At 36.3% G+C, this 16,366-nt stretch carries 17 protein-coding genes and 1 pseudogene; 2 read left to right on the forward strand and 16 right to left on the reverse strand.

Annotation, left to right across the window (positions count from 1 at the left end; genetic code table 11):
- Positions 1-14 precede the first annotated feature (14 nt).
- Both LMF32_RS01340 and LMF32_RS01345 read right to left on the reverse strand, forming a co-directional pair.
- Complete coding sequence (locus LMF32_RS01340; protein ID WP_230523600.1) at positions 15-500, reverse strand: glutathione peroxidase; 486 nt, start codon at positions 498-500, stop codon at positions 15-17.
- A gap of 196 nt (positions 501-696) precedes the next feature.
- Entirely contained in the window at positions 697-1,284 is a 588-nt protein-coding gene (locus LMF32_RS01345; protein ID WP_092479454.1) for a GPR1/FUN34/YaaH family transporter, read from the reverse strand.
- 187 nt (positions 1,285-1,471) lie between these two features.
- Between LMF32_RS01345 and LMF32_RS01350 the strand changes: the two genes are divergently transcribed.
- Positions 1,472-2,218 (forward strand): alpha/beta fold hydrolase, encoded by a 747-nt coding sequence (locus LMF32_RS01350; protein ID WP_230523601.1) that lies wholly within the window; start codon positions 1,472-1,474, stop codon positions 2,216-2,218.
- A gap of 52 nt (positions 2,219-2,270) precedes the next feature.
- On the opposite strand, the gene LMF32_RS01355 is transcribed toward LMF32_RS01350, so the two are convergent.
- From LMF32_RS01355 to mef(A), 12 genes are all read right to left on the reverse strand, one after another.
- Complete coding sequence (locus LMF32_RS01355; protein ID WP_188205208.1) at positions 2,271-3,251, reverse strand: tRNA-dihydrouridine synthase; 981 nt, start codon at positions 3,249-3,251, stop codon at positions 2,271-2,273.
- 558 nt (positions 3,252-3,809) lie between these two features.
- Positions 3,810-4,364, reverse strand: coding sequence for an MBL fold metallo-hydrolase (locus tag LMF32_RS01360; RefSeq protein ID WP_230523602.1), 555 nt, complete (start codon positions 4,362-4,364; stop codon positions 3,810-3,812).
- Positions 4,346-4,744, reverse strand: a complete 399-nt coding sequence (locus LMF32_RS01365) for a cytidine deaminase (protein ID WP_188205206.1) — start codon at positions 4,742-4,744, stop codon at positions 4,346-4,348. Before LMF32_RS01365 ends, LMF32_RS01360 begins: the two co-directional genes overlap by 19 nt.
- A 53-nt stretch (positions 4,745-4,797) precedes the next feature.
- On the reverse strand, positions 4,798-5,733 hold the full coding sequence (locus tag LMF32_RS01370; RefSeq protein ID WP_230523603.1) for an aminoglycoside phosphotransferase family protein: 936 nt from the start codon (positions 5,731-5,733) through the stop codon (positions 4,798-4,800).
- 43 nt (positions 5,734-5,776) lie between these two features.
- Positions 5,777-6,367, reverse strand: a complete 591-nt coding sequence (locus LMF32_RS01375; protein WP_188205204.1) for a GrpB family protein — start codon at positions 6,365-6,367, stop codon at positions 5,777-5,779.
- Positions 6,368-6,386: 19 nt separating this feature from the next.
- Entirely contained in the window at positions 6,387-6,605 is a 219-nt protein-coding gene (locus LMF32_RS01380; protein WP_188205203.1) for a hypothetical protein, read from the reverse strand.
- An 81-nt stretch (positions 6,606-6,686) separates the two neighbouring features.
- The gene (locus tag LMF32_RS01385; protein ID WP_188205202.1) at positions 6,687-7,325 is read right to left on the reverse strand and encodes a hypothetical protein; all 639 of its coding nucleotides are present in this window, start codon (positions 7,323-7,325) and stop codon (positions 6,687-6,689) included.
- A 63-nt stretch (positions 7,326-7,388) separates the two neighbouring features.
- Positions 7,389-8,252 (reverse strand): aminoglycoside 6-adenylyltransferase, encoded by an 864-nt coding sequence (gene ant(6), locus LMF32_RS01390; protein ID WP_188205201.1) that lies wholly within the window; start codon positions 8,250-8,252, stop codon positions 7,389-7,391.
- A gap of 33 nt (positions 8,253-8,285) precedes the next feature.
- Positions 8,286-9,023 (reverse strand): class I SAM-dependent methyltransferase, encoded by a 738-nt coding sequence (locus LMF32_RS01395; protein ID WP_188205200.1) that lies wholly within the window; start codon positions 9,021-9,023, stop codon positions 8,286-8,288.
- Positions 9,024-9,057: 34 nt separating this feature from the next.
- A complete protein-coding gene (locus LMF32_RS01400; protein WP_230523604.1) occupies positions 9,058-9,873 on the reverse strand; it encodes a nucleotidyltransferase domain-containing protein in 816 nt (271 codons plus the stop codon).
- 231 nt (positions 9,874-10,104) lie between these two features.
- Positions 10,105-11,568: an ABC-F type ribosomal protection protein Msr(D) gene (msr(D), locus tag LMF32_RS01405; RefSeq protein WP_230523605.1), complete on the reverse strand. Its 1,464-nt coding sequence runs from the start codon at positions 11,566-11,568 to the stop codon at positions 10,105-10,107.
- Positions 11,569-11,681: 113 nt separating this feature from the next.
- Complete coding sequence (gene mef(A), locus LMF32_RS01410; protein ID WP_230523606.1) at positions 11,682-12,908, reverse strand: macrolide efflux MFS transporter Mef(A); 1,227 nt, start codon at positions 12,906-12,908, stop codon at positions 11,682-11,684.
- A 482-nt stretch (positions 12,909-13,390) separates the two neighbouring features.
- Here mef(A) and LMF32_RS01415 point away from each other — a divergent pair, with 482 nt between their 5' ends.
- Positions 13,391-14,797 carry an ISNCY family transposase gene (locus LMF32_RS01415; RefSeq protein WP_230523607.1) on the forward strand — a complete coding sequence of 469 codons (1,407 nt, stop codon included), beginning with the start codon at positions 13,391-13,393 and terminating at the stop codon, positions 14,795-14,797.
- A gap of 271 nt (positions 14,798-15,068) precedes the next feature.
- Here the strand turns inward: LMF32_RS01415 and LMF32_RS01420 are convergent, their stop codons facing one another.
- Complete coding sequence (locus LMF32_RS01420; protein ID WP_230523608.1) at positions 15,069-15,743, reverse strand: zinc ribbon domain-containing protein; 675 nt, start codon at positions 15,741-15,743, stop codon at positions 15,069-15,071.
- Positions 15,744-15,776: 33 nt separating this feature from the next.
- Positions 15,777-15,896 (reverse strand): annotated as a pseudogene (locus LMF32_RS13670) (integrase); the annotation flags it as partial.
- Positions 15,897-16,366: the final 470 nt, after the last annotated feature.

Raw genomic sequence — 16,366 nt, forward strand, 5'->3', positions numbered from 1 at the left:
TTGATAAGACTATTTTAAACACTGAATTTGCTGACGAGACCGGTTAATTCTTCTTCAAATGACAATGGTGTAGTTGTAGGCGCAAAGCGTTTGATGATATTGCCTTCTTTATCCACTAAAAATTTAGTGAAATTCCATTTTACAGCTCTTCCTGTAAGACCTTTTGTTTCTTTTTTCAGCAATTTAAACAATGGATGAGCATCTGCTCCATTCACTTTTATCATTTCGTGCATCGGAAAAGTTACCCCATAAGTCATCCGGCACGATTCGGCTGCATCGCTGGCTGAACCGATTTCTTGTTTGAATTGATTCGTCGGGAATCCTAAAACAACAAGATCCTCTTCTTTGTATTTCTCATATAACTTTTGCAAATCATCGAATTGAGATGCTAAACCACATTTGGTAGCTGTGTTGACGATCAGCAATGTTTTGCCTTTGTATTTATCCATTTTATACGTTTCTCCGCTTTCAAGAGTCACTTCGATATCGTAAATAGTCATCTGATAAGCCTCCAGTTTTACTAACTTTTTGTACTATCTTACTTATATCACTTATCAGATGAAATTCAAACACATTTTGTTTTAAAATAAATTTAAATTTCAAAATTGTGTAATCGCAATTAGAAATTTGAACCGATAGATACATATACATAATAAAAGACTTCGCTGATCATCAGCGAAGTCTCTCCAATCAATTTTATTTTACTTCTCCAATAGGCATGATATCTTTGCCGTATAACTCATTCAATACTTGTGCCATAGCTGCATAAATAGCTGAAAAACCACATAAGATTCCTTCATAGCCGGCAATCGTTAAAATCAAACTAAAACCGGTAAAGTTTCCAATTGCTAATAAAAAGAATAAAATCGTCAGAGAACCAAATACTACTTGTAATGCACGGTTAATACGTAATGTTCCGATGAACATGAATAATGTAAATACTCCCCACATGAATAAGTAAGCTGCCATAGACAAAGATCCAGCGGCCTCCCCGTATCCCATCAATGGTAAAATATTTAATGCCACTAATGATAGCCAAAAGAAACCGTATGAAGTGAATGCTGTCGTTCCAAATGTATTATTTTTCTTAAATTCCATGATACCTGCGATGACTTGTGCAATACCTCCATAAAAAATACCCATTGCTAAAATCATTGCGTCTAATTCAAAAAATCCTGCATTATGTATATTTAACAAAATAGTTGTCATACCAAATCCCATCAATCCTAGTGGTGCCGGATTTGCTGTTACTTCTTTTACTGAAACAATTTTTTCTTTCTCCAACTTAAAACACTCCTACTTATATAATGAACACACAATTTATAACTATACATCACTGTTTATATTAATGCAAAGTAAATATAGTTTTTTGTCCATTTTAACAACCTTTTCACCTGTTTTCCGAAAACTTCTAACTGTATTCATTTCCTTATCTATATTCATTTGATATGATACTCATGAGGTGGATGAATTGAAATTAACGATTCGAAAAAGAACTTTAGGAACTATCCCAATGCTGGAAGTTGTTCCAACAAAAAAACGCAATGATTTGCTGCCATTGATCATTTACTATCATGGTTGGCAGTCAGTAAAAGAACTGAATCTAACTCAAGCTCGCTATTTGGCACGCCAAGGTTTTAGAGTCATTTTACCGGACGCTATGAATCACGGGGAAAGAAAGCAGCCTGTTTCCAAAATCCCTTCTTTGACGTTTTGGCAAAGTATCCATACCAATTTAGTTGAATTTGGTTTTATTGTACATCATTTTCGCACTATTGGTTTTGTAGATGATGTTATTGGAGTAGGCGGTACTTCAATGGGCGGAATAACCACTTGTGCCTTATTGACACATCATCCTGAAATCAAAGCAGCTGCTTGTTTGATGGGGTCGCCTAAGTTGTCCGCCTACCGCGAAAGGATAGTCGAACACGCTAAGTGGTCCAACCGTTACTTACCTCAAGACTACAAAGAATTGCTGAGCTGGATTCCACAGTATGATTTGTCTCTTCATCCTGAGACTCTAGATGGCCGACCTTTATTTATCTGGCATGGAAAACAAGACCTGATTGTTCCTTATGAAGATGTGGCTGATTTTGCTGATCAACAAAAAGAACTCCCAAATATTTATTTTACTGATGAAGACGAAGAGCATCTAGTCAAAACGAGTACTATGCGGGAGGTTACGGATTTTTTTGTAAAAGAATTATTGGAAAAATAGAAAAAACTGTTTTCCTCAATCAATCAGGAAAACAGCTTTTTCAAATTAATGTTTATTCACCTAAAATATCTTTATTCTTTTCTTCAAATTCATCCAATAAAGCTCGTACATCATTGGTTGTTTCAGTTTCCATTAATTGAGCTCTTAAATCACTCGCTCCACGGATTCCTTTGACGTATATCTTGAAGAAACGACGAAGCGGTTTAAAAGCACGAGGCTCATCAACGGTATACTTATCAAACAAATCCAAATGGATTCTAAAAAGTTCCAACAATTCTTTGCTAGAATGTTCTCTCGGTTCTTTTTCAAATGCGTAAGGATTGTGGAAAATACCGCGTCCAATCATTACTCCATCTACACCGTATTTTTCAGCCAATTCTAGACCTGTTTTACGATCTGGGATGTCTCCATTGATCGTAATCAATGTGTGAGGCGCTATCTCGTTACGCAATTCTACGATTTCTGGTATCAATTCCCAGTGAGCGTCTACTTTACTCATTTCTTTTTTAGTGCGCAAATGAATCGATAGATTAGCGATATCTTGCTTCAATAAATGAGTCAACCATTCTTTCCATTCATCAACCTTCAAATAGCCCAATCGTGTTTTGACACTTACAGGCAGTCCGCCTGCTTTTGCAGCTTCAATCAGTTCAGCAGCCACTTCTGGACGTTTGATCAGTCCGCTTCCTCTGCCGTTACCGGCTACATTAGGAACTGGACAACCCATGTTGATGTCGATTCCGCTGAATCCTTCTTTTGCCATACCAATACTCATTTCTCTGAAGTATTTTGGCTCATCTCCCCATATATGGGCTACCATAGGTTGTTCATCTTCTGTAAAGGTCAAACGACCGCGAACACTGTTGCGTCCTTCTGGGTGACAGTAGCTGACGGAATTTGTAAATTCTGTAAAAAATACATCTGGTCTTCCTGCTTCAGTGACTACATGACGGAAAACAACATCTGTCACATCCTCCATCGGCGCTAATACAAAAAACGGCCGTGGTAATTCTTGCCAAAAATTTTCTTTCATTTTCTATACGTATTCCTTTCATAAGAGGTCAATTGTTTCTCCTCAAATTAGATTGTCTCTATTAGCGGTTTTTCAATGCTAATAATGTTTTTAGTTATTTTTAGAAATTGTTGTTAACCCTAAAAATTATAGCGGATTTTTTACCGTTTAGCAAATCCAAAAATATTCCGTTAGTTTTCATGGATTTCACTTTTTGTTTATCTTTTACAATAGAAAATGATTAAGGCCACGAAATTCGCGGCCTTAATCATCGTATTGTTTCTTATTAAGCTTCGTTTCTTGTCAACAACGTTACGGACTCAACATGACTTGAGAGGACAGAATGAATGTCATTTGAGTATGTCCGTTCTCGGAAACATATCCACTGCGTTTTTGGCACTATCGGTAGACGGGAACATATCAATATACCTCATGGATTATTATTTTAGAATGGATTTTAAGTAATCTAATAAATCTGATTTAGTTAGAGGCTCTGCATGACTTAAAATACAATACTTACAGTCGATACTTTCTATCAGATTTGTTAATGACATTAATTTTTCTTTATCCATATACCAATCATTGTAGAAATCCTCGCTTGTTGAATCTCCCAAGAACAATATTTTTTTCCTCAGGAATATAGATAAGCACCGTATCTTCCGAATGGGGTGAAGCCGTATGAAAAATCTTTGCGGTTATTCCACCTAGATTAAGGGTAAGCTCTTTTTCAAATTGGATATCCGATAAAACAGCAATAATTCTTTTATTATCTACATATTCTCTAGCTAGGCACTCATCATCATTTATCAAAAATTTTATATATGCACTGTCAGATAGTTTGGCTCTTTCCTGTTTCAAAAACTCGTTGGTTTTATGGTGTGCAATGGACAATCCGTGAATTTTATGCATTCCAAAGGTATGATCCCAGTGCCAATGAGTGATGACAGTAAAATCTGGCTTCTTTAGGTCCTCGATTTCTAGGGATTTATAAAATTCATCAACATGGTCTGCTGAATTTCCTGCATCAATGGCAAGTGCAATTTTATCTCCATTTAAGTATGCCAACATAGGCCGATCAGTTTCTGGTTGATGTGGATAATAAAAGACCCTGCTAGTTATCTTTTTAAGTTCCATTTGCCATCCCACCTTTCTGGTAATAAATCTTTCAGCAACACTTCTTCCATTTCAGGTAATACAATTTGGGTCTCTATATTATGATTGTCTATCTGTGAAATAAACTCTCTGCACCTTCCACATGGTGGAAGTATACTCCCATCTTCAAATACAGCGATAATCCTTTTGATTGCAGTTTCATTGTTCTTTACCATTTCAGCAATAGCTGACTGTTCAGCGCATAAGCCAATAGAACAAGGCAAGTCAATGCATATTCCCGTAAAGATGTTACCGTTATTTGTCTCCAACGCGCACGTAACATGCCCCGAAGTTCCAAAGTTCCGTAGCTTTTTATGATTAATTATGCTGAAAGCAATTTGATATAATTCTTGTTTATTCATTTAATTCTCCAATATTATTATCTTAATAATACGTTATTATTTTTTCAAAACACTTAGTTATTCAGTTCACCATCAAGAACTTTTATAGTTTGATTTCTTTCTTTATCCTCTTGATTGTCATATAAAAGTTGTTCAATAAATTCCCATATATCTTCTAGTTTACGTCTAATATGATAGAATAATAAAGCATCCGTATTGATTACAAAGTCTTTGTGTAATTTCAGGTATATGTTCATAAATACATCATAATATGGCTTATCTACAAAAAACATGAGATCAGCTTCTACTGGAGCCAATTTCAAGCCTTCCCAGTCAATTAGAACTAACTGCTCATCCCGTTGCATCAAGCTCCAATTATGAATATCTGTATGACATAGGACCATTTTAGGATTACTTTCCCTCAGAATCTTCGATAGTTCTTCAACTCTGTCAATAGATTGTTCAAGGGGTTTTATGTGTGCCTCAAGCAAACTTTTTAAGTCCATGGGAAGACTGGCGCATTCTTTACGCAATACTTGTTTTAGCTGGTTCAGAAATGGCAAGCTAAAATCTTCCCTAATAGACTTCGTATTAATAGGTATTTTGTCATTATATGAATGAAGAGTTGCGATTATTTTTGCAAGCTGCTGCACCTGCTTCTCTGTCAATTCACTACTACCTACGGTTGTGCCATCAATATATTTGTAAAGCAGATAAATTCCATTGTCATCTTCACACTTAGACTTGCCATCTTTGGTTAGCAATGGAATGGGGAGTTTTTCTTTCATATCCGTATTCTCATTCAGCCACATGGTAATTGGTACATAGGTATCAATAAGGGCTGTCAGTTTTGGTGTTGAAGCTCTACTTTTTTCGTAGACTTTTAGAAAATAGTCCTTCTCACCGTCGAATACTTTATATGCAAGAGCTGACCAGCCACCTGCTTGAGCGATAATATTGATGCAATTTATATTATATTGTTTTTCTAATATATTATTAAACCTAATCATAATCATATCCTCTCCTCAGTAATTAAAAAGTATGTTTGTCGTACTACTTAATTGCACTTGCTCGTTCCATAATCTCCTGTACTATTGATGTTTTGGCATTCGCATAGTGTTGAACATGCCGCCACTTTTCCTTTGCCAAGCTTCGCTTGACTTGCGCATATTTCTCCCGGTCGGTTTCATTGGAACGCAACCAATCACGAAAGCGTAACATTCGTTTCATCTCAGACGTGCCCGAACTGAACACATGCAGATTGATGTCGGTATCAGGTCCTTTAAACAGACGATGCTCGAACCAGTCAGACTCCCGAATCCGCAATGTGTAACCGGCTGCTTCCAATGCCGGGACATATGACGGCTCGTCGGCAGAATCCTTCACAACCAGCAGCATATCAATGATTGGTTTGGCACAAAGTCCCGGCACCGAGGTTGATCCCACATGTTCAATTTGCAACGCTTTGCTGCCGAGTATTGAACGAATCCGGTGCTTTTCCCGCTCAAATAGTTCAGACCAAATCGGATCGTATTCGGCAAGGGTGATAGGGGCGTTATGCGGTTTCAGCTCTCCAACCATGTTCCTTTGCAGCTCTTCATCTGTTGTAGGCATGGAGCTGTTACTATCTTGTATTGCTCGCATATGATTTACCTCCTTATTGTCAAAAGCGTCCAGCCCATGATTCTGCAATATTAAGAAGCTTTATACCTTCTTGTTTTTGTCCTGTTTTCACCAATAATAATCCAGTGGCTACACATTGTATAAATCCCCATTCCCAAATTAATCGACTTTCTACATTTGTCAGCTTACTTAAAAGTTCACAACGTTTTTCACCCAATATAATTGGATTATCGAACAATTCATCTGGCCATTTTCTCATAAGTATGCCTAAATCGTAGGCGGGTTCACAAAAAATACCATCTGGGTCGATTAACTTAAACTCGTTGCTATATAAATCCTGTTATAAGTTTGCGTTATGAGGATCGCCATGTACCAAAACAGATTTCTCTGGAATAAATGCATCCAAACGGGATTCACATACCATAAGCACTTTATCCATAGTTTTTCTAGGAATTAGGGTAGAAAATTCTTTGTACAGATCATCTAAAAAATTTAAGAAGAAAGAGCAAATGTCTTTTCCATCTTGGAGATTAGTACCATTCAGAATTTCAATCCAAGACTTTCTTAAAGTATTACAGATTATTTCTATTTGATTATCGACTGGTAAATTTAGGATCTTAAGCGGTTTACCGAGTTGTTCCAATAATGCTGCGCCACTGCTTAAATCATACTGAAGTAATTGAACATAGCCATTTACATCTGCCAATTCAAGAGCTTTAATTTCATTCTCGAATTCAGTTTCACCTATCATCTCAGGCATTGAAAGTTTTAATATTACCCTTTTATTACTTTGGGTAATTGCTTCTCCAATAAAGGCATGGGTGCCACCTTCAAGGACTTTTATCACTTCAATCTTCCATCTTTTCTCTAATGTGTATATGAGATGATCTAACCTTTCAATCCATTCTACCCCTGTTTTACCAGAGGCATTTATTTTATCCAGTACAGGCTTTGGAATGCAATTTGTCCAGGTTGTCATATGCTCACCCCCAATGATTAGCTTATTGTTATTAGTAAAAATCAAATTTTTATTTTACTAATCTTAAAAATAATCGTTTTCTACATATTTTTTATACATATCCTTTGTATACCTTGTTACATTTTTATCATATTCCGGATATCTATAGTTGAGTAGTTCTGCTACCTCTTTGGACACTTCCCTGAACATTTGGTGGCATATAAATAATGACTTCCAAACATTTTCATAGGAATCCATACGATACGTAGATAGCAATCTATTCCATAAATCTTCCGGTATATACTTATCTAAAAATTTATAATTCTTGCCGACACTCAATGTAAATCCTGTTTCTATTCCAACCTTCCATGACATCATTCTAAGTAATTCAAACCGTAGAATCTGGTTCAGATGATCGATTGCAAACAGTATCTCTTTGCGGCACAATCCTTTAACAACATAAGGTGTTACATGCCAAAATTCATTGCAGCAATCATCATACTCCCGTGCACTTGGCTTTCTTACATGATAATCTATATCAGTCGGAACTATGTCCCTTTTAATTCTACAATCTTTATCAATCAGAACCTTTATCAATTTATCACCATTTAAATAATCATCCAAATCTTCTAGCGGCAATAATGTAAGATCAATTTTATTATAATCATCAAAAAGCATAAGATATGAGTACCCTTTTTCTTCAGGTGGAAAAAGCTCCATACTCTCTGGCTTTTGCATCATTATGATATTCCCAAATTGACTAAGCCAATCATCACTAGATAGAAGTGATTTCATATCCGTCACAAAATATGTGGTATCATAATCCTGAAATTCATCTTTAGGTATATTAATATTTGTGCGTGACCCCTCGAGGGTCATAATCCTAATACGATCGTCACTTTTTGCTACGGAAAGTATTGTATCCATTATTTCCTGTTCTGTTCTCATTTACATACTCCTCGTTTATATCTTCAATATTTTCTATTCTTGTTTTTTACTAGCTGATACAATCAGCATCATGGGACGGCGCATTTCATCCTGCATCTCCGGAATATCCATCATGTTCTCTGGCGGCTGTGGCTCCACAATCTGATTTATTATAAAACCATTTAAAAGCAGTGCATTTAGATATGTGGTCAGTGTTCTATGATATTTTGTAACTTTTTCTCCCAAAAACACAGCTGTTCGTTTTCCCTCATAATAATAATTATCCAACGGAAAATGCAGTATCTCTCCTTTTTCGTCATAGTACCAATCTTGTGTTCCATAAGCGGTAAAAACAGGATGTTCAACTGTAAAAACTAAATTACCGCCAACTTTCAGCATTCTAGATATCTTTTTTATTAAATACTCATAATCTGAAACATAGTGAAACGCAAGAGAACTTAGTATTACATCAAAGCTCTCCTCGGGAAAATCCACATCTTCTATGGCACAGCATTCATATTCAATCTCTGGAAATTGCGTTTTTTCTTTTGCTACTTCGAGCATTTTACGAGAAATATCAACACCTACAACAGAAGAAGCACCATTTTCCATTGCATATATACAGTGCCATCCATAGCCGCATCCTAAATCAAGCACACGCTTTTCTTTAAAATCTGGCAGCAGCTTTTTCAATGTTTCCCATTCTCCTGCACCGGCCAGCCCCTGCTGTGAGCGACTCATTTGACTGTATTTTTGAAAAAATATATTATCATCATATTTGTTTTCTTTCATATGAATTCTCCTCGTCTCAAAAGTTATTTATTTCCTATACAATTTGTTTCACTTCATTATAAAGATTCTCAGTCATTTCGTAACATTCATTAAGGGAAAGACTGAGTACTTCAAAAATACGATTAACCTTTTGTGCATATTTTCTAGGTTTATGTTCAAAAGTTTCAATCAGTTTGACAGCTTTCTTTTCGTTAATGCAATAAGCATTATTACATGCAAATAGTACTTGATTTAAGCATGAAATAATACGAAAAACATGGCCTGCAATATAATATTTATCGTCTGTTCCTGCATTTGCTTTTACAAACATTAAAGAGAACTCAGCTTCAAATATAAAAAAGTTTATTAAGCTCTTTTTTAGAGCAGCAGGGTAAATCTCTGCTTTTTTCTTCAATTCATTAAACCCGCTATTTTTGTTATAAAGTACTTTGCTGATTGCCAATTCTCCACGATACATAGCACTTATATAACCATGGGGATGCCCCGTCTGATAATTGGCAGTAACAATTCCTTGCTCCGTATCTTTGATTATTTGTTCCACCCGTTTAATATCACGTAAAATTAAGTCCACATGATATCCGTTTATGACTAACCATCCGCCGCCATTAATCCAATCACCCCATGCTCCGGGAGGTACAATAAGGTTGCTTCTATTCTCATCATCCAACTCTGTAGCAAGTTGATTAATTACTGTAATGTCAAATAACTCTGAATTGTAATAGATTCCGAAATCTATATCAGAATCCTCTGTATGGGTGCCTCTTGCACGAGAACCCCCTAATACGATGCCTTCTATATAAGGCAAAGAGGATAATTTTTCTGTCACTGATTGAATAATATTATCTATCATACTGAATCACTCCTTTCAATATCAAAAGCTATATCTCATGTTGAGAAACACCTTTTTTGCCATATGTTCCTTATGCTTTACGTATATTTATATGGAAAGGGGGCCTTCAGAATTCATCTTGAAGGCCTTATTTTCCCCGATTAGTGATCTAAACTACTTAGCGCTTAGATAAAATCCATAATCTTTTTCACTGCCCTACTTACGATCTGTCAAATAAGAAAAGTAAAATAATTATCGGACTAAGTTTAATTTCTTATCTTTGATTTCATAAATCACATTAGCCACATTATCAAGTAGCCGATTGTCATGGGTGATAAATACTATAGTTCCGGCATACTCCTTCATTAGTATTTCCAAAGCCTCTAAGCTTGGTATGTCAAGGAAGTTGCTCGGTTCATCCATTAGTAAGATGTTATATCTACCCATAAGCATTTTAGCTAGCAATAATTTAATAATTTCTCCGCCGCTTAAAACAGATAAGCTTTTTCCAATATCATTCTGTTTCACCCCCATGGATGCTAGCACTGAACGAATTTCCGATACATTGTAATCACAATCCTCCTGCATAAACTCTAGGACATTCTGATTACTGTTGTACTTGTAACCATTTTGTGCAAAGTAACTTATTTTTGCCTTAGGTGAAATAGAAATTCCATCTTCATGGTTTAAGATCATTTGGATTAAAGTTGTTTTTCCGGTTCCATTACTACCAGTTAATGCCACTTTTGCTCCAAGCGGAATTTGAAAAGATACATTTTCAAACAATACCTTATCTCCAAATATTTTATTAATTTCCGTACCAGCAATAGGATATGGATTGTGGAGCTCCAATGCTTTACTTTGCCTGAAACGAATCCTACGAATGTCTTCTGGGGCTTCTACTTTTCCTAAGGCCGCAATCCTATGTTCTAGGGACTTAGCGGCATTATGCATCTTTTTTTCCTTACTTCCCATTGATTTTTGATGAGCTAAACGCCCTCCGCCTTCAGTACTTTTTTTCTTTGAAGCACCTTTTGCCTTTTTTTCTATTTTACGGGCCTGCTTTCGCTTTTCCTCCGCAGCCCTTTCCAATCGGGCACGTTCCGCAATAAATTGTTCGTATTCTGCAGACTGGATCTTGCGTTCTTCCTCTTTTTGGCGAAGATAATCAGAATAGTTTCCCCAATACTCAGTGATTTTGCCATCTTTCAGTTCCCATATTTTATCTACTACCTCATCAAGAAAATAGCGGTCATGGCTAATAACTAACAGTGCACCTATAAAATATTTTAGCTGTCCGATTAGAAAATCAATTCCTTCACGGTCTAAATGACTGGTAGGTTCATCCGCTAAAATACCATGAACCTGTGCCGATAAAGCTTGTGCTATTTTAAGCCTTGTTTCTTCACCGCCGCTCATGGTCTGAATATCTAATTGATTAACACCAAGCTTGCCTACAAGTCCAAAATCTTTTTCCTCTTGCAAGGTTACCTTGTCCAACTGAGGGATATAGGCAAGTTCACCTAGACGATTCATTTTACATCCTGGAGGAGTTAATTCTCCTAAAATCACCTTAAATAAAGTGCTTTTTCCTGCACCATTTGCTCCTACTAAACCAATACGGTCATAATCATATACTTCTATATCGTCTATATCTAAAACATCGCGTCCTTTAAATTCCACACGAATGTCTTTTGCTTTTAATATCAATTCCATAACATTTTCCTCCTGTCTATAATCGCATGTTTTCATTTGCTTGTACGCAGGGAAAACCCTACGATTTAAGCAGGAAGAATTACATGAAAATTAAATACATAAATATGTCCCTCCTATGAATTTTGTTTTAAATCTAATTTTCTAATCTCGGTCATCATCGGGCAAACGATAGCAACGCCAATAATTAAAATACCTGATAGTAAAAACCAATGATTTACACCGATTCTATCAGCAAAAAACCCAGAAAGGATTAAGCCAAGCGGCATAGCGAATGACATAATACTTCCGGTCAAAGAAAATATACGTCCTAAATATTCAGGCTTAATTTTCTCCTGAAAAAGAGCTGTTTGCACACCGCTATAAAATGGCACCGAAAGCCCCATTATTGCACAGCAGACTACAAACATTACAAATCCATTTGAAGGAAGTAATCCTGCAATGGCTAAACTAGCTCCCATCATAAAAAATGAACCCGTTATTAATAGTACACGCTTTTCGTAACTTCCCAATCTTCCTAATATCAAGCCTCCTGCCAGCATACCAGAGGCAAACGCAATTTCGGTGATAGAAATATGCATCGGTGTCCCATTAAAATATTCCATACTGAATAAAGGGTATAGTGCATTAATTGGCATATAAACAAATGTATATAGTGTGCCTAAAAGTAATAAGGCAAATAATCCTTTGTTTTGTTTCAGTACGACAATTCCATCTTTCATTTCTTTTATGAAATTTGGTTTTAAACTTTGCACTTGATCGCCAAGCTTAGGAATACGTACAATTGCTACCGTAATAGACGCAATCACAGCACCCAATACATCGATGGCAATAATAGCATTTAATTCCCAAACAGAATATAACAATGCTGCAAGCGCCGGACTAACAATATAGCTTATAGACTGCAAAGACTGACTATAGCCTGCACATTTCGTAAGCTGTTCTTCTGGTACTAAAAGTGGAGTAACCGCATTGAGAGCCGGGGTATGAAAAGCTGTTCCAATGCTACGGATAAACAATACTACCATAACCATCCAGATAGGTAACTCCATATACAATGCAACAATAGCTAGCACGGCCCCAGCTGCTGCGATAATTAAATCAGCACCAATCATTATCTTCTTCCTATCATGACGATCCACTAATACACCAATGGCTGGTCCAAAGACCGCATAGGGTAAAAAACCTACAAGTGAAGCCATAGACAAGACCATCGCAGATCCTGTTTTTTCTGTAAGGTAAAAAATAATCGCCATTTGCAGGATGGCACTAGTGATTAATGATACTGCCTGCCCTGCCCATATTGTATAAAACTTAAGTTTCCAATTGTTGTATTTTTCCATTTATATTATCTCCTGCATATTATTTTGCTTGAATTTCTATTTTGAATAGCATTCTAGGCAATAAAAAATGCAGGCCTAAATCCACAATGTGGCTTTTGGTCTGCATACATACAATATGGAAACATTCATAATAAAGACATAGTTAAATAAAGGTATAGTTAAATGACCTACATCCTCACCGTAACTAATGAATGCTCAATATCGTATAAATAAGCACAACAAAAAAGCCTATCATCGGGGATAGATTCTGCTTTTTTTATTGCCAGCTTATCTTAAACGCATTGAGGCTGTCATAGTTTCGGTTCCTCCTAAATCCTTATTTGTATCAGCGTATATTTTAACACAACAAGTCGTTTTAAGCAACTTTAAAATTAAAAAAATCCAATATTAATGTCATTAACAAATGATAATGTCTTAATAAATAACAAATGAAAATGTCCCATAACTACGTTACTCTAATCTTATTGGATTGGAGAGATAGAATGGGAGCAGAATTAACTATGTTTGAAAACAAAAAATATGAAGTCATAAAAAAAGTATGTAATGGTCAGTGTTCAAAGGAGCGGGCAGAGATTGAACTAGATTTATCCCGTAGGCAGATTAACCGATTGGTTAATCGCTATAAAACGCAAGGAAAAAAAGGTTTTAAGCATGGGAACAAGGGACGAACTCCCGCTACAACGTTGTCAAAAGAAACCCAACAAAAGATTATTCGACTCTACAGAAAGAAATATGATGGTTTTAATTTGTTCCATTTTACAGAAAAACTGCAGGAGGAAGAACAAGTAACCGTCTCTTATACGACCGTTCGCAATTTATTATATCAAAAACATATTCTTTCTCCTCGTGCTTCTAAAAAAACACAACGAACGAAGCGCAAAGAATTAAAAGAGAAAGAACGGTCTGACCAACTACTAACAAAGAAAGAGAGCCAAGTTTTAAATGAATTAGAATACGTAGATCCTGTGAAAGCTCATCCTAGCCGCTCACGAAAGAAATATAAAGGTGAACAGCTTCAAATGGACGCTTCAAGACACGATTGGTTTCAAAACGGAAAATATGCGCATCTCCACGCTGCTATAGATGACGCCACTGGAATCGTGGTTGGGGCTTACTTTGATAAAGAAGAAACATTAGATGCCTATTACGAAGTAACACATCAGTGTCTGACTACCTACGGTATTCCGTATAATATTTTGACGGATAATCGAACCATCTTTCACTATAAACAAGAAAAGAGCCCTTCAGAAGAGAAGGACACTTTTACACAATATGGATATGCCTGCCATAACTTGGGAATAGAGTTAACCACAACAAGTATTCCTCAAGCAAAAGGAAGAATTGAACGATTATGGAATACCCTCCAAGATCGTCTCCTAAATGAAATGGCCTTAAAAAATATCCAATCCATTGAAGAAGCAAACCAATTTTTGAAACATTATATTCCTACATATAACGCCAAATTTGCTTTACAGCTAAACGATACCAAAAGTGTTTTTGAAAAGCTACCAAAAGATATCCATTTAGATTATATACTGGCTCGCTTTTCACACCGAGTTGTCCAGAAGGGACACGCACTCAAATATCAGAACAAGTTATATCATTTATATAATCAAAATCAGCACGTCTTATTGGCCCCAAAAACGAAGTTAATGATTATTCATACTAAAGAAAATCAACTGTATGCTAGTCATCAGGATTCACTTTTCATGTTAAAAGAAATTCCGCTTCACGAAAAAGTTTCAAAAGAATTCGATAAGCCAATCGAACGTAAAAAGATGCAGGTGCATATCCCTCCAATGAGCCATCCTTGGAAAAAAGCATCTTATGATCGCTATCTTCGGAAGAAAAACCAAAAGGAAGCTCTGAAAACCAATTCTAGAACATGAATACAAGTTTTTAACTAGAAAATAGATTTAGAACGCTAATTTCAGTTGATTCAGAAAATGGCTTCGTGGTTTTCGAAGCCATTTCCTGAATCAACTTTACCAAGCGTAGCGCGGTAGTTTTGCCAGGAATAGGATCAACGAAATAATGACAGTGAACCTAACTCAAATTTGAATAAAATCGGGACATTTTCATTTATCATTGACACTTTAAAATTAAAAAAATCCAATATTAACCGCCAAAGGGTGCTAGCCCTAATTGGCGGTTAATATTCTATATCTCTTCGTCAATCTCAATCCCAGACTTGAATTCAACGGTGAGCTTATCTTCATATATCGTTACTTTCTCAATAAGTCGCTTTACTAACTGTTCATCATATTCCTCCAACTCACAGGATTGTTCATTCAAGAAATCAGTCATTTCAGCGATTCGTTGCCTTTTTCCTTCTCGCTCTGCATTTTCAACTAGTGCATTTTGCTTCAATTCACGAAGCCGATAAATTTCATCAGCCACATCTTCATAGTCATTCTTGGACTTTGCTTGGATTAGAAGCTGTTGTTGCAATTCTTCCAATTTGCCATCAATATCAACGGTGGCATTATCATTTTCTTCATTAAGTACGGTGGCTATATTTTTCTGTAACGTTGAGAGGAAGGGTTCTTTGTTAGCCAAAAGTTCGTTAATAGCCTTGACCACTGCTGTCTGTAATATTTCCTCGTTTATGGTAGAGGCCGTACATTCAGACCCTTTTTCCTCCCAACGGCTGACGCATCTCCAAACAATAGACTTGTAACCTCGGTTATTCCAGTGTACTCGTCGGTAAATATCGCCGCAATGACCGCAGTAAACAATACTCGATAAAGCATACTTGCCGCTATAGACTCTCTTTTTACCGCCTTTGCCGCCCCGAAGATTTGCTCTTCGAACCATCTCTTCTTGAACCTGCATAAAAAGGTCGCGTGGAATGATAGGCTCATGGCTGTTTTCTACATAATACTGGGGAACGATGCCGTTATTCTTGACTCGCTTTTTAGAAAGGAAATCAACCGTATATGTTTTTTGTAGAAGGGCATCACCGATGTACTTTTCATTTTGTAGTATTTTTTTTCAGCGTTTCTGGCCTCCATTTTGATTTACCTGCCGCTGTTAGAATATCGTGGTTCTTTGTCAAATGACGTTGGTGGAGAATTTTAGTCCCTATTTAATTTAAAGATTCGAACACTTTTCAAGGCAACTTTTAGGCTGCCGTGGAAAGTGTTTTTTCGTTTTGTTCATGTTGTGGTTTTTGATTGAAGTGTAGAAGAATACGATTTTTATAGTTTGTGAAGTTCCCGTAGCCATAGGCTACCCGGTTAAGGACTTTGATTTTATTATTGATTCCTTCAATTTTTCCATTGGAATAAGGATAAATAAATGTATTTTTAATGTGTTTGAGATTTTTCTCAAGGTTTTTAAACTCGTCTTCATAGCTTGTGAAATCAATGGATAGTCGTTCTTTAACAGATCCACTAGCTCATCATACTCATTTTTATCTATCGCTTTGAGAATCGCTTGATAAACCTCATACGTTT

This window comes from Desemzia sp. C1, assembly GCF_020882875.1.
In the GTDB taxonomy this organism is placed as follows: domain Bacteria; phylum Bacillota; class Bacilli; order Lactobacillales; family Carnobacteriaceae; genus Desemzia; species Desemzia incerta.

What these genes read in the sequence shown, in the direction of transcription:
- LMF32_RS01340 (WP_230523600.1), bottom strand. Translation starts at nt 500, where the DNA reads ATGACTATTTACGATATCGAAGTGACTCTTGAAAGCGGAGAAACGTAT.
- LMF32_RS01355 (WP_188205208.1), bottom strand. Translation starts at nt 3,251, where the DNA reads ATGAAAGAAAATTTTTGGCAAGAATTACCACGGCCGTTTTTTGTATTA.
- LMF32_RS01360 (WP_230523602.1), bottom strand. Translation starts at nt 4,364, where the DNA reads ATGGAACTTAAAAAGATAACTAGCAGGGTCTTTTATTATCCACATCAA.
- LMF32_RS01365 (WP_188205206.1), bottom strand. Translation starts at nt 4,744, where the DNA reads ATGAATAAACAAGAATTATATCAAATTGCTTTCAGCATAATTAATCAT.
- LMF32_RS01370 (WP_230523603.1), bottom strand. Translation starts at nt 5,733, where the DNA reads ATGATTAGGTTTAATAATATATTAGAAAAACAATATAATATAAATTGC.
- LMF32_RS01375 (WP_188205204.1), bottom strand. Translation starts at nt 6,367, where the DNA reads ATGCGAGCAATACAAGATAGTAACAGCTCCATGCCTACAACAGATGAA.
- LMF32_RS01380 (WP_188205203.1), bottom strand. Translation starts at nt 6,605, where the DNA reads ATGAGAAAATGGCCAGATGAATTGTTCGATAATCCAATTATATTGGGT.
- LMF32_RS01385 (WP_188205202.1), bottom strand. Translation starts at nt 7,325, where the DNA reads ATGACAACCTGGACAAATTGCATTCCAAAGCCTGTACTGGATAAAATA.
- LMF32_RS01395 (WP_188205200.1), bottom strand. Translation starts at nt 9,023, where the DNA reads ATGAAAGAAAACAAATATGATGATAATATATTTTTTCAAAAATACAGT.
- LMF32_RS01400 (WP_230523604.1), bottom strand. Translation starts at nt 9,873, where the DNA reads ATGATAGATAATATTATTCAATCAGTGACAGAAAAATTATCCTCTTTG.
- LMF32_RS01415 (WP_230523607.1), top strand. Translation starts at nt 13,391, where the DNA reads ATGGGAGCAGAATTAACTATGTTTGAAAACAAAAAATATGAAGTCATA.
- LMF32_RS01420 (WP_230523608.1), bottom strand. Translation starts at nt 15,743, where the DNA reads ATGCAGGTTCAAGAAGAGATGGTTCGAAGAGCAAATCTTCGGGGCGGC.